Origin of the sequence: Peptostreptococcus sp. (genome assembly GCF_036639115.1) — a bacterium.
Classification (GTDB): Bacteria; Bacillota; Clostridia; order Peptostreptococcales; family Peptostreptococcaceae; genus Peptostreptococcus.
Genome location: NZ_JAVWJH010000002.1, coordinates 207,978 through 223,134, shown reverse-complemented (window position 1 = coordinate 223,134; position 15,157 = coordinate 207,978). Strand labels below are relative to the sequence as shown.

Here is a 15,157-nt window from a genome sequence, read left to right as displayed (position 1 = left end):
TTTTTCTCCTTTAAAAAAATGATATTTGATTTTTCTCACTCATATTTTTAAGTGTCCCGTGTTCCGTAAGTTTTTCAACCACAGTTTTTGATATTTTAGTTCTTTTTAAAAGGTCTTCTTTTGATAAAAACTCTCCATCTTTACGTGCCTCAACTATACTTTCCGCGGCATTTTGTCCCATACCTTGAAGTGATACCATAGGAGGCAAAATCTTTCCTTTCTCTGCTATGTGAAACTCTGAAGCATGAGAGTTATACAAATCAACTTTCATAAACTCTATTCCCCTAGCATACATCTCAACTACAACTTCCAAAATAGTATATTGACTATTTTCTTTGGTAGTTGCTTCATTTCCAAGTTCTCTAATTTCTTCCATTCTTTCTTTTACTACATCGATTCCCTTTGTAACCAATTCTATATCAAAATCGTCAACCTTCGTTGTAAAATATGTAGCATAAAATGCTTCTGGGTAGTTCACCTTACAATAAGCTATTCTAAATGAGGTCATAACATATGCAACGGCATGTGCCTTAGGAAACATATATTTTATTTTTTTACAAGAATTAATATACCAATCTGGAACATTATTATCTATCATAGCTTTTTCAAATTCAGGCTTTAAACCTCTACCTTTTCTTACATTTTCCATAATTGTAAATGCCATCTTAGGTTTCAATCCGCTAAATATCAAATAATTCATTATATCGTCTCTTGTCGATATTACTTCTTTTAGTCCAACAACTTTTCCTCTAACAAGATCTTGTGCATTATTGACCCAAACATCTGTACCATGGGAAAGTCCAGAGATTCTTACAAGCTCTGCAAATGTTGTAGGCTGTGTATCTATAAGCATTTGTCTAGTAAATTTCGTTCCAAACTCTGGCACAGCAAGACTTCCTACTGGTGTATCTATTTCTTCTTCAGTAACACCAAGAGCTTCAGTTGATGTGAAAAGTGACATTGTTTCCTTATCATCTAAGGGTATATCTGTTATTTTTATTCCTGTCATATCTTCAAGCATTCTTATTATAGTAGGACCATCATGTCCCAGTATATCTAGCTTTAGAATTCTACCACTTATTGAATGATAGTCAAAATGAGTGGTTTTCACTCCAGATTCTTTGTCATTTGCAGGATATTGTATTGGCGTAAAATCATGTACATCTTTGTAATCTGGTATTACCATTACCCCTCCTGGGTGCTGACCTGAAGTCCTTTTGACACCGCTGCATCCAAGGGATAGCCAAGATTTTTCTGCTGAAGTATAATCCAAATTATTTTCATCAGAATATTTTTTAACATGTCCAAAAGCTGTTTTTTCTTTTACTGTACCGATCGTTCCAGCTCTATAAGTATAACCCTCACCGAATAATTCTTCTGTATACTTATGAATAACAGGCTGATAGATTCCCGAGAAGTTCAGGTCTATGTCTGGCTCTTTGTCACCTTCAAATCCCAAAAATACTTCAAATGGGATATCATGTCCATCCCTTATCATAGGTGTGTTACACTTCGGACAGTCCTTAGGATCTAGATCCACACCAGAACCTATCTCACCAACTCCAAAAAATATACTGTGTTTACAGTCTGGATTTGGACATATGTAGTGAGCTGGAAGTGGATTAACCTCTGTAATATCACTCATAGTAGCAGCAAAAGATGATCCAACAGAACCTCTTGATCCCACTAGATAGCCGTCTGACATTGACTTTGCAACTAGCTTATTTGCTATTATATACATCACTGCATATCCATTTCCTATTATAGAGTTAAGCTCCCTTTCCAACCTCGCCTTTACTAAATCTGGAAGTGGATCACCATATATTCTATAAGCTTTTTCAAAACACATTCTTCTTAGTTCATCTTCTGAACCCTCAATCACTGGAGGATAGGTTTCATCTGGTATAGGCAGAACTTCTTCAAACATATCTGCCACTTTATTTGTATTTGTTACAACTACTTCATAGGCTTTATCCTCACCAAGATAATCAAACTCCAAAAGCATCTCTTCAGTAGTTCTAAAGTTTAGGCATTCACCCGAATCGACAAAATTAAATCCTTGAGAATATCTCAATATATTCCTATATATTTTTTGATAGGATTCCATTGTGTGGACATCCCCAGTAGCGACTACTGGTTTATTATATTTTTCTCCTAGATCTAGCAATTTCATATTTATCCTTTTGAGCTCATCTTCATCTTTTACCTCTCCATTTAATATCATATAATTGTTATTTTCAAGAGGCATAATTTCTATGAAATCATATAATTCTAATATTTTTTCTATTTCTTTTTCACTTTTATTTCTTTGAATTGCATTATAAAGTTCTCCACTTGAGCACGCACTTCCTATTATTAGTCCTTCCTTTTTTTCTAAAAGAATACTTTTTAATATTCTGGGATTTTTATAAAAGTGCTCTATGTGAGAGTCAGAGATTAACTCATATAGATGTTTTAATCCAGTCTGATTTTTGGCATATATGGTAGCATGTGTCGGTCTTAACTTAGTATAATCTACTTTGCCATAAATTTTATTTACATCTGATAATTTTTCTGCTCCATCTTTTTTAAATCTTTCCAAAAATTTCATGAAAATCTCTGCTGTTGCAGCCGCATCATTTACAGCTCTATGGTGACCTTTTAGACTGATTCCCAGCTCCTTAGACACCTTATCCAAAGTAAATCTTTTGATATTAGTGAGTAGTACTCTTGATAGCATTAGTGTATCTATTTTCTCATGAGAGTATTCTATTCCTGCCAAAGCACATTTTTCAGATATAAATCCAGTATCAAAATCCGCATTATGAGCTACCATTATAGAATCTTTTGCAAACTCCATAAATTTTTCAAGTGCCTCCTCTACTGAGGGTGCATCATCTACCATTTCATTAGTTATTCCAGTCAGCTCTTGAATTTTATATGGTATATCCATTTGAGGATTTACAAATGTGCTAAATTGATCTTTTATTGTTCCACCCTCAACAAGAACTGCACCAATTTCTGTGATATTATCGTTAATTGGAGATAGGCCTGTAGTTTCTATATCAAACACGACAAATCTTTGATTAAAATCACCATCATTTGCATTTTGTATAATGTCTTGGCTATCGTCCACTAAATATGCTTCCACACCATAAAGTATTTTTATATCCTTGCCCTTTGATGCATTCATAGCATCTGGAAAGCCTTGTACAACACCGTGATCCGTAATTGCAATCGCAGGGTGTCCCCAATCCAACGCTGTATTAACCAGCTCTTTTACAGGCACTACAGAGTCCATAGCAGACATTTGAGTATGAGCATGCAACTCTACTCTTTTCTCTTTCGAAGTATCTTTTTTCTTAGTTTCTTTTTCTTTTTTTATACCAGTAATATTCATTTCTATATCTCCAGTATAATAATTTTTCAATATATCACCTTTGATTTTTAAATAACTTCCGACCTTAGTTTGGCTTATTACAGATTCTTTATTCATATCATTTAAATAAACCTTACAGCATAGTGCAGAGCTATAATCAGTTATGAATATACTATAAAGAGTTTTTCCATTTTTTAATTCTTTTGACTCCACAGTAAAAACTTTTCCTGTTACTGATACTGTGTTTGTATTTTCATCTATATTTTTTATATCCTTATGAAAAGCATTAGCATCTTCACCATATATTACATCGGGATCTTTTTCAAACTCTACTACATACTTTTCTTCTTCATTTGTATTTTTATCTTCTTCATTTTTAATTTCTAATCTAGATATAATTTTTTGAACTTCTGATTCTTGTTTTTTTATGATTTTTTCAATCTCATTTTTATCATGGATGTTACTTTTTGCCTTTTCGAGAAATACATTTACCTCTATTCCCAATTCTTCTAAAATCATGTTCTCTATTTTTTCATCTATTTTTTTATCTAAAAGTCTATTGTATATAAAAGAATTTGGAGCTTTTATTTTTAAGATATCATCCATGCAAAGATGTTCCAAATCTTTTCCATATGCCAAAACTGAAGGACACTCCATCTTTATCATATAAAAAATATTCGGCCAATATTTTTTCATTATACTTTTTAAAGTTTTCTTTTCTAATCCTTCTACTCTCAATATCAATTTCACTGATCCAAGAGGAGGGCATAGTTTATTTTCCATTTCTTGCCATATATTGTCCAATCTACTATGCAGTAATATAGACTTTGATTTTATATAAAAAGAGCATTTTGCAGATCTTTTCTTATAAATAGTTTTTTCTATTTCAACTTCTTCAAATCCTCTAATTAAATTTTCTTTTGTTATCTCTATTGATTCCAAAAATTCAACAAAATTTTCCATACATCCTCCTCTCCAATTTATATACTCTGTTTTAGAGCATATTATTATATTGCAATTTATAAATTTTCTGCTAAACATTATTTTAATTATATATTTACTAGCACAAGGCTTTATTAATATTTTTAAATTTTACACATCTAGTAATTAGTATAATACCTTTTCAGTAATTTTTCTAGTAATCTTCATATTTTTTTCAAGTTAATGATTTAAATTGACATCTAAACTTTTAACTTAAATTTAAAAACACCTCTATCTTTTATTATATACAGGTGTTTTTAAAATATAAAAATACAAAATTTATTTTTTGTATTTCTTTTAGTATTTTTCAATCTTAGCAATATTTATTTTTTAGCAAGTTCTCAAAATATTAATCTATTATATATCCTTCTCTTCCTATTTTATTAGTATATATAATCTTAGTCTTTGATGCTAACTGAGGGTGTTTTTCTTTGAATTTATCTATTACTTCAAACTTATCCCAGCAATGCATAGGAGCAACATAGCTTGTATTTGTATTTTCTAGAAAATATTTCATTCCCCAATCAAATCTCTCTCCCTGCCTACTATCTAGAACCATCATAGCCAAATCTATTTTTTTATTTTTCATCTTATCGATTTCTTTTTTAAATTTATCTGTCATACTTTGATACTCTTCTTCACTCTCAAATCCTAACCAAGTCCACCAATTTAAATCTCCACTATGATATATAGTCTTACCATCTACTTCGATCATAATTGCTATGCCCTCATCAGTACTTTCAAAAGTTTCAATATTCAGTTTATCAATAGTGTAATTTGAATTTATAGAAATAAACTTTGCTCTTTTTCTAAACTCTGGATTTTTTACCTCTATATCATCTGAAAGTATAAATTCAACGTCTTTATAAGATCCAAAAATATCAAAAATCTTCTCATTGTAATGATCTTTATGTGCATGCGTACTAAACACATACAACTTTTTATCTTTTCTTATTTCAGGAATATCTCCTTTGTAATAATCAAATATAAATGAACAATTTTCCAACTCTAAAAGAAAACCACTGTGATATATGTACTTTAAAATCATCTTTTCCTCCATCTCAATTACAATATCTTTATAATTCTTAAAATTTTTCCTATATATTATAGTTTCCCATTCTTAAAAGGTGACAAACATATTAATATTAAAAAGCCCCAAAAGCTAATTAATAACTTTTGGGGCTAAATAAAATCATATTAAATTTTATATATTTTCTATCTATTTTGCATAGTCAGTTGCTCTAGTTTCTCTTATTATGCTGACCTTGATCTGACCTGGATAATCGAGTTCATCTTCAATTCTCCTAGTCACATCACGTGCTAATAGATGTATTTCTTCATCATTTATTTCTTCTGGCTTAACCATAATTCTTACTTCTCTACCTGCCTGAATTGCAAATGATTTCTCTACACCTTCATAAGAGTTTGTAATTTCTTCTAACTTTTCAAGTCTCTTAATGTAGGCTTCTAGAGTTTCTCTTCTAGCTCCTGGTCTAGCAGCTGAAATAGCATCTGCAGCAGTTACAAGCACTGCTTCTACTGTTTGAGGTTCATAATCTCCATGGTGAGTACTCATAGCATGTATAACATCCTTTGATTCTTTGTACTTCTTCAATAAGTCCATTCCGATTTCAATATGTGTTCCTTCTATTTCATGATCCACTGCCTTACCTATATCATGAACAAGACCAGCTCTTTTGGCTAGCTTTACATCAGCACCGATTTCTTCGGCCATGATTCCTGCTAATATAGATACCTCTATAGAGTGCTTTAGTACATTTTGTCCATAACTAGTTCTATACTTTAACCTACCAAGTAGTTTAACTAACTCTGGATGTAATCCATGTACGCCAGTGTCAAACATTGCCTGTTCACCAGCTTCTTTAATAATATCCTGAACTTCCTTTTTAGCCTTTTCAACCATTTCTTCTATTCTTGCTGGATGTATTCTACCATCACTGATTAGGTTTTCAAGTGCTATTCTAGCTACTTCTCTTCTTATTGGATCAAATCCAGATAATATTACAGCTTCAGGAGTATCGTCTATTATTAAATCAATACCTGTTAATGTTTCTAAAGCTCTGATATTTCTACCTTCTCTACCGATTATTCTACCCTTCATTTCATCGTTAGGTAGATTGACTACTGAGACTGTTGTCTCTGCTACGTGATCTGCTGAACACTTTTGAATAGCATATCCTATAATTTCCTTAGCTCTCTTATCAGCTTCTTCCTTTGCCTGTGATTCCTTTTCCTTAATCATAAGAGACATTTCTCTTCTGACATCTCTTTCAGCATTGGAAAGAATTATATCCTTCGCTTCTTCTGTAGTAAATCCAGAAATACTCTCCAACTTTTGAAGTTGTCTTTCCTTAATTTCCTCTATTTCTTTTTCCTTCTTAGATACCGCTTCATTTTTCTTTGATAAAGAATTTTCTTTCTGTTCCAAAGATTGAACCTTTCTATCTAAATTTTCCTCTTTTTGCAAAACTCTCTTTTCATATTTCTGTACTTCGTTTCTTCTTTCCTTGTTTTCTTTCTCTCCCTCAGTACGTAATCTATGAATTTCTTCTTTCGCTTCAAGAAGTTTTTCTTTCTTCACTGTTTCAGAATCTCTGTTGGCTTTTTCAATTATTTCTTTTGAAAGACTTTCAGCCTGTCCCAACTTTGCTTCAGAGATATTTTTTCTGATAACATAACCAATTAATAGTCCTAATACTATAGCAATTACTGCCGTTAATATAATATATACTATAATTGTGTCCACCTCCTTTGTATTATTCTGTTTTCAATGTTCTAATTCTTTTTTGAAAGCATTTTAAAAGTAAAAATGCTCTAGCTTTTTATTAAAAAGTCACAAATTAAAAGTATAGGTCAATCCTATATGTTTATTTTATTATTTTTTAGTGCTTATGTCAATTGAATATAAATATAATGATAAATAAAAAACGTTGGAAAAGGTTCACATATGAACTATTTTGAGCCTTAAAATATTAATTTTTAAATATAAAAAATAGTGTGGAAAAGAAAGAATTTTCTACTCCACACCATAAAATAATATATTATTTTTTGATTTATGTTTTTCTATATATAAGTGACTAGCTCTTAAGCTTCCTTCTTATCTTCTTTTTTAGAGTCACTTGACTGTACTGATTTTTCTTCTTTAGATTCACTCACATTTATAGTTGCAGTTGGATCAAATTCTAAGCCATAATACTCTCTTACTTTTGCATCTATTTCTCTAGCTATATCTTCATTTTCTTCTAGGAATCTCTTTGAATTTTCTCTACCTTGTCCCATTTTTTCATCATTATAGCTATACCATGCACCTGCTTTTTTGATTACATCTATCCCCGCAGCCACATCAAGTAGATCTCCTGTCTTTGATATTCCAGTTCCATACATAATGTCAAACTCAACCTGCTTAAATGGAGGGGCAACCTTATTTTTAACTATCTTAACTCTAGTTCTACTACCAAGCATTTTGTCTCCTTGCTTGATACTATCTATTCTTCTTACTTCAATTCTCATACTTGAGAAGAACTTCAATGCTCTACCACCAGTTGTAGTCTCTGGATTACCAAACATTACACCAACTTTTTCTCTTAGCTGATTGATAAATATAACAACACAATTTGATTTTTTTATAGAACCTGTCAATTTTCTAAGAGCCTGAGACATAAGTCTTGCCTGTAAACCTATATGAGAATCTCCCATATCGCCTTCTATTTCTGCTTTTGGAACTAGAGCTGCAACAGAGTCAACTACCAATATATCAATAGCACCTGATCTAATCAATGATTCTGCAATATCTAGTGCCTGTTCCCCTGTATCTGGTTGAGAAATTACAAGATTGTCAACATCTACTCCAAGAGCTCTTGCATATACTGGATCTAGTGCATGTTCTGCATCTATAAATGCTGCTATTCCATCTTTTTTCTGAGCTTCTGCTATACAGTGAAGAGCAACAGTTGTCTTACCAGAAGATTCTGGACCATATACTTCTATTATTCTTCCTCTAGGTAAACCACCTATTCCTGAAGCTATATCAAGTCCTATTGAACCCGTTGATATTGCATCTATTTCTAGAGAAGTAGTTTCTCCCAATTTCATTACTGAACCTTTTCCGTATTCTTTTTCAATCTTACCCAACGCCTCATTTAAAGCATCCATTTTATTTTTATCTATTGTCATAATATTATCCTTTCTTATGTTCTACAAACTCACATTCATCATATAAAATATTATACCTATTACTTCCTTCTTAGTCAAGAACATTTGTTCTTTTTATTTAATAATTTTTATTTTTTCAATCAAGCAATACTTATACTATTGTTATATAGTCAAATTATCTTTAAAATCACTTGTATTTCTTATAAACTTTCAAATTATTTTCTATATATTTGCCTACAAATAATTTAAAATTCAAGATTAATTTAAAATCCATAAATTTCCGGTAAAACATACAATGCTTTACCGGTTTTATGTGCTTATATAATAGCCCCTCAAATATGTCTATCTATCCTCAAATAATGATTTGTTATTCGCAAAATATTCATATCCTGAATATACAGTAAGGATTGCTGCAATATATATTAGTACTGTTCCTATAGTTAATACAATTGAAGAGTCTATGTGTGCTCCAAAAAGTAAAAATACTATAGAGACCATCTGTACAATAGTCTTAAGTTTACCACTTCCACCAGCTGCTATTACTTTCCCATCAGCCGCTGCTATAGCCCTCATAATACTTACTGCAAGCTCTCTTGCTACAATTATAAGAACTATCCATCCAGGAACCAATCTCACCTCTATAAGGCAGATAAGAGCTGCTATTACTAATAGTTTATCTGCTAGCGGATCCATAAATTTACCAAAATCAGTAACTAAATTATATTTTCTCGCGATATTTCCATCCAAGGCATCCGTTACAGCTGCTACGGCAAATATTATTAACGAGATCAAATACTTTCCAGGTATTGGTAAATACATAAATAATACAAATAACGGCACCATGCACATTCTAAAAACTGTTAGTTTGTTAGGTAGATTCATTATAATCCCTCCTTAATTTGTAATATATACACATAGATATTATAGATCAATAATACTGTGTATATATAGTTTATCATACTTCACTTTAAGTATGTATACTATTTCTTTTACTAATCCAATTCTTTTCGTTAATAAAATAAAACCTATTTCGAACTTAAAATTCGAAATAGGTTTTATTGAAATATATATTTTGACTATTTCTTCAACTTTCCCTTTAAATCATACTCATATGCAGATTCAATCTCAACCTCTACCATGTCTCCAATTTCAAGGTCTTCATTAGTCTCAACATATACAACGCTATCTATATCTTCAGCATCACATTGAGTTCTTCCTATCAGCAATGTATCGTCTACTCTATCCTCTATCAAAGTTTTATATACACGACCTATTTTTATTTGATTAAGATCCTCTGATATAGACTGTTGAACCATCATTATTCTTTCCAATCTTTCTATCTTAACTTCTTCATCAATATGATTAGGAAGTTTATCGGCTGCTGTATCTTCCTCTCTAGAATATTTAAACGCACCCATTCTATCAAGTTTCATCTCTTTTACAAATTCAACTAACTCTTCAAAATCTTCATTTGTTTCTCCTGGGAATCCTACTATCAAAGTAGTTCTAATTGTTGCATCAGGTATTTTATTTCTTATCATTTCTACCTTTGATTTTAATTCCTCTCTTGAAGTTTTTCTGTTCATCAGTTTCAATACACTGTTACTTGCATGTTGCATAGGAATATCAAAATAACTACATATATTGTCATTTGCTGCTATAACATCCACTATCTCTTCTGTTATTCCTTCTGGGTAAGAGTAAAGCACTCTAATCCAATCAAAACCTATCTTTGCAAGCTCATCCAATAGTTTATCTAATGCTGGCTTTCCATATAAATCTGTTCCATAAACAGTAGTATCTTGAGCAATTACCACCAATTCCTTTACACCAGATTCTTTCAATCCCTTAGCTTCTTCTATCAAATCTTCTATTTCTCTACTTCTGTATTTTCCCCTTAACTTTGGAATTATACAGTAAGTACAGTTATTGTCACAACCTTCTCCGATCTTTAAATATGCAAGATATGGCGGTGTAGATATATATCTTGGAAGTTCTTCATCAAAAGAAAAATTAATATCTCCTTTTTCTACTACTTTTCCATCATCAACTAAATTATCTACTACTTCTGTGATTTTATCATAACTTCCTGTTCCCACTATTGCATCTATTTCAGGAATTTCTTCTAGTAACTCTTCAGTATATCTCTGAGCAAGACATCCTGATACTAAAAGATATTTTATTACTCCTTCATTTTTTAAATCTGCATAGCTTATTATTGTGTCAATTGATTCTTGCTTAGCATCTTCAATGAATCCGCATGTATTTACTATTACTACATCGGCATCTTCGCATTCACCAACTAATTGATGACCACTTTTATTTAATATTCCTAGCATGATTTCCGCGTCTACTAGATTCTTTGAACATCCTAATGATTCTAACGCTATTTTCAAAATTTATTCCTCCATTATTTCTTATAATTGTGAAAGTTCTTCTTTTGATATAAGAACTTTTCTTGGTTTACTTCCTTCGCTAGGTCCAACAATACCTCTTTCTTCCATATCATCAACTAATCTAGCAGCCCTATTAAATCCTATTTTAAATTTTCTTTGAAGCATTGAAGCTGATGCTTGCCCATTATTAACTACAAACTCTATTGCATCATAAAGAAATTCATCTGTATCATCTGATTTAATTGTGTTTATATTGGATATAGATTCTTCTATTTCACCAAAATAACTTGGTGCTACACCCCCAGCTTCTTTCTTGACATATTCTATCACTCTATCTGACTCTTCTTCTGATATGAAGGCCCCTTGTAGTCTTCTTGGCTTAGATGCACCAAGAGGGTAAAATAACATATCACCCTTTCCTAAAAGTTTTTCTGCTCCACCCATATCTATAATAGTTCTTGAGTCTGTCTGAGACGATACAGCGAATGCAATTCTTGAAGGTATGTTGGCCTTAATTACACCTGTTATAACGTCTACAGAAGGTCTCTGAGTCGCCACAATCAAGTGCATTCCTGCAGCTCTAGCCATCTGTGCCAATCTACATATATAATCTTCCACTTCATTTGCACTTACCATCATCAAATCGGCAAGCTCATCTATTATTATAACTATCTTTGGAAGAGGATTATCTGTCTTGTCATTATAGCTGGTAATATCTTTCACCTGAGCATCTGCAAATAATTTATATCTTCTGTTCATTTCTGTTACCGCCCAACAAAGTGCATTGGCAGCCTTTTTTGCATCTGTTACTACTGGTATTAATAGATGTGGTATGCCATTATAGTTTGCAAGTTCCACAACCTTAGGATCTATAAGCATTAATTTCACTTCATCTGGCTTAGCCTTATAAAGTATACTTGTAATCAAAGTATTTACGCATACTGACTTTCCAGATCCAGTAGAACCAGCTATCAATAGATGTGGCATCTTACCTATATCTCCAATTATAATATTTCCAGCAACATCTTTTCCTAGTCCCATAGCAAGTGGGGATTTAAAATTATTAAATTCACTACTTTCAATAATTTCCCTTGCGCTTACCATTTGTGGTTCATCATTTGGAACTTCTATACCAATTGCGCTCTTACCTGGTATAGGTGCTTCCATTCTAATGCTCTTTGCTGCAAGACTTAGAGCTATATCATCTGTTAGATTTACAATTTTACTTACCTTTACACCCGGCTTAGGCTGTATTTCATATCTTGTGATTGTAGGTCCAACTGTCACCTGATTTATAGCTGCATCTACACCAAAATCTCTAAGAGTTTGTTCCAATTGTCTTGCATTTTCTAGTACTTTTTGTTTGGATCTCTTGTCATTTTTATTAAGTACTTTATTTAAGAGAGATACTGATGGTTTTTTATAGTCCACATATTTTAGATGTTCATTTTCATCCATACCATCTTCTTCACTAAAATTCATTAAATCTTCCCTATTTGTTATTGAAGCCTTTTTCTTTAAATCAGAAATTGCATTTAAGCTTTCTGAGTTTTGAAGATTTTTTAATTTATCAAAATCACTAGATAGTTTACCTACCTTTGTTCTTTCATCTTGATAATTACCATCACTAAAGTTATTGTCCAAGTCTTTATTTAATTCCTTGCTCAAATCTTTACTTAGGTCATTGTTGAAATCTTTATTAAAATCATTTTCAAAATCAAAGTTATGATTATCAAAAAGTGAATCTGCTGGTAAGTTATCTTCAGAATTCATGTCTTCTTGTGATATTATTCCATTTAAAACAGGTTCCTCATTTTGAAGTTTCTGAAGTATCTCAAGGTCAGAAAGTCCCTGAGTTCCTTCTAATATTTCTAGATAATCATCTTCTGCCTTGTTAAAGCCTACTATCTTTATTGTTTTGTCACCGTCATCAACGCCATCATCAACCATATCATCAGAAGACTTTCCTAATTTTTCTTTTACCTTATCAAAAAATCCAGTCTTACTGATAATAGTAGCATCATCTACTACATCTTCTCCATCTATATTCTTTTTCTTAAATAGTTTTAGTTTAGAGAATATGTTTGTTTTTCCTTCTTTAGGATTATTAATCAAGCTTAAAATATCATCCACTGATATTTTAAATATATATAGACCAGCTATTATAGTAGCAAATATTGTAAGTAACCATGCTCCCATCAAGCCTAATATATGTGTTAAATAATAAGTTACAAATGAAGGTATAAGTCCCATACCTTCTCTAGTTACTCCCATTTTTATAGTATCTTGAATAACATCTATGTTCATTAATCCCTCGGAAGGTGTCTGAGCATAATTAATCAAACCATAATATATTATTAAAAAGACCGCAATAATATAAAACATTTTTGTTTTTCTCAATCTATCAATTTTTTCATTACCATCAATAAATCCTAAAACACCAATTATGACCATTACTATTGGAACCAATATAGCTAGTCCACCGAACAAACCTTTAAATACTGTTTGTATTACTTTTGGAACTAAAGCTCCCGAACTTGAAAATAGCCCGTAAGCAAAAAACAGACCTAAAAATATTAATATTAAATTATGATACTCAGAGCTGAGTTTCATTTTTTTCGGAGCTTTTTTAGCTTGTTTTCTTTTTGTTGGTTTTTTATTAGTGCTAGGACGTCTATTAGGTTTTTTACCATTAGATTTTTTAGCCATTAGACCACCTCTTATTTCATTATTTTATTCATAATATTTCTCACTGATTTGCCTGTAACACCTACAGACATATCCGACTGGAATATTTTATCAATTATTGACTTCATATAGTCCATATCAATACTTTCAACGATATTTAATACTTCATCAATTTCTTTTAACCTTTTATTGACAACTTCATATTCACCAATCAACATCATTCTATCTTCAGTGTCTTCTAAGTTCATTATAACGCTGCCTTTATACTGTTCTTTAGCGAATCTTAATTCTTCTTCAGAAATATAATTCTCTTTTATATCCCTTATTTCCTCTAAGATTAACTGATATACCTCCGAAAGATTTTCTGATGCTACACTAGAGAATATTCCAAACTCTGCGTAATCAACATAAAAAGTATCAGATGTATAAACACTATAAGATAGACCCCTCTCTTCTCTTATATGCTGAAATAACCTTGAACTAGGGCTATTACCCAATATATTTCCCAATAATTTAATAGAGTAAAAATCCTTATCTATTTTATCATCTGGGCACTCATATATAATAGCAATATTTGCCTGTTCATCATCCTTATCTTTTAAGAATTTTGTCATATGGAAAGATTGCCCTTCTCTAATAGGTGTCAAATCTTTCATCTGCCAACTTTTGAAACTCTCTTCTATTTTTTCAACAATTTCTTCAAATATAAAGTTACCACTTACGACTATTACTGAATTATTTGCTACATAATAGTTTTCAAAAAACTCTATGATAGTTTCTCTATCCATGCCTTCAACTGTATCCGTTGTTCCAAGTATATTTCTTCCTATGCCCTTATTTTTAAATGTTCTCATTAAAAGTTCATCATATACATAGTCTTCTGGAGAATCTTGATACATCTTGATTTCTTCTGATATAACCAATTTTTCTTTTTCAATTTCAGATTCATCAAATTTAGAGTTTCTTATAATATCAGATAAAACGTCTATACCTCTATCAATATGATTTGATGGCATTTTTACGTGATAGCAAGTATGATCATGAGTAGTAAATGCATTTATATTTCCGCCATAATAATCTATGTCATTTGAAATTTTTTTAGAAGTTCTGTTGTCAGTACCTTTAAATAACATATGTTCAATAAAATGTGCGACACCAGAATTTTCATTCTTTTCCATTCTTGATCCCACATTTATCCACACTCCTAGAGAAACTGACCTTACATAGGGTATTTCTTCAGCAACAATTCTAAGTCCATTATCCAACTGTTTATATTTTATAGTATTCACCTCCATATTTTTAATTAACTAATAGTGCTATCTATAATTTTATAAATCCTTTATATTATAATTCATTTATAGAAAAATTTCCAACTAAAATAATAAATTTGTTAATTTGCATATCTTATAATTATAGCATATCTTATCATTTTTTTCTTGATTTTAACTTAGATATTTTAGGTAAAATATACTTTAAATATTATTTTTCATATGTGATATTTTTCTATTTAAATTATAATATGGTAGATTTAGGTTTTAATTACCAAACCTTTTACCTACCA

Annotated in this window: 8 protein-coding genes; all 8 read right to left on the bottom strand. The window is 31.2% G+C overall.

Going from position 1 to position 15,157, the window contains the following annotated elements:
• Nucleotides 1–10 precede the first annotated feature (10 nt).
• Nucleotides 11–4,321 carry a PolC-type DNA polymerase III gene (locus RR561_RS03275; protein ID WP_332506002.1) on the bottom strand — a complete coding sequence of 1,437 codons (4,311 nt, stop codon included), beginning with the start codon at nt 4,319–4,321 and terminating at the stop codon, nt 11–13.
• Between the two features lie 367 nt (nt 4,322–4,688).
• A complete protein-coding gene (locus tag RR561_RS03270; RefSeq protein WP_332506001.1) occupies nt 4,689–5,387 on the bottom strand; it encodes an MBL fold metallo-hydrolase in 699 nt (232 codons plus the stop codon).
• A 171-nt stretch (nt 5,388–5,558) separates the two neighbouring features.
• The gene (gene rny / locus RR561_RS03265) at nt 5,559–7,097 is read right to left on the bottom strand and encodes a ribonuclease Y (RefSeq protein WP_442952298.1); all 1,539 of its coding nucleotides are present in this window, start codon (nt 7,095–7,097) and stop codon (nt 5,559–5,561) included.
• A gap of 347 nt (nt 7,098–7,444) precedes the next feature.
• Complete coding sequence (gene recA / locus RR561_RS03260) at nt 7,445–8,533, bottom strand: recombinase RecA (protein ID WP_332505999.1); 1,089 nt, start codon at nt 8,531–8,533, stop codon at nt 7,445–7,447.
• 321 nt (nt 8,534–8,854) lie between these two features.
• Nucleotides 8,855–9,394 carry a CDP-diacylglycerol--glycerol-3-phosphate 3-phosphatidyltransferase gene (gene pgsA / locus RR561_RS03255; RefSeq protein ID WP_332505998.1) on the bottom strand — a complete coding sequence of 180 codons (540 nt, stop codon included), beginning with the start codon at nt 9,392–9,394 and terminating at the stop codon, nt 8,855–8,857.
• A 194-nt stretch (nt 9,395–9,588) separates the two neighbouring features.
• Nucleotides 9,589–10,911, bottom strand: a complete 1,323-nt coding sequence (rimO, locus tag RR561_RS03250) for a 30S ribosomal protein S12 methylthiotransferase RimO (RefSeq protein WP_334309585.1) — start codon at nt 10,909–10,911, stop codon at nt 9,589–9,591.
• An 18-nt stretch (nt 10,912–10,929) separates the two neighbouring features.
• Entirely contained in the window at nt 10,930–13,617 is a 2,688-nt protein-coding gene (locus RR561_RS03245; RefSeq protein WP_332505996.1) for an FtsK/SpoIIIE family DNA translocase, read from the bottom strand.
• Nucleotides 13,618–13,628: 11 nt separating this feature from the next.
• A complete protein-coding gene (locus RR561_RS03240) occupies nt 13,629–14,885 on the bottom strand; it encodes a M16 family metallopeptidase (RefSeq protein ID WP_332505995.1) in 1,257 nt (418 codons plus the stop codon).
• Nucleotides 14,886–15,157 lie beyond the last annotated feature (272 nt).

Coding starts and splice junctions, on each gene's coding strand:
- pgsA (WP_332505998.1), bottom strand. CDS start 9,394: ATGAATCTACCTAACAAACTAACAGTTTTTAGAATGTGCATGGTGCCG.
- RR561_RS03245 (WP_332505996.1), bottom strand. CDS start 13,617: ATGGCTAAAAAATCTAATGGTAAAAAACCTAATAGACGTCCTAGCACT.
- RR561_RS03275 (WP_332506002.1), bottom strand. CDS start 4,321: ATGGAAAATTTTGTTGAATTTTTGGAATCAATAGAGATAACAAAAGAA.
- recA (WP_332505999.1), bottom strand. CDS start 8,533: ATGACAATAGATAAAAATAAAATGGATGCTTTAAATGAGGCGTTGGGT.
- RR561_RS03270 (WP_332506001.1), bottom strand. CDS start 5,387: ATGATTTTAAAGTACATATATCACAGTGGTTTTCTTTTAGAGTTGGAA.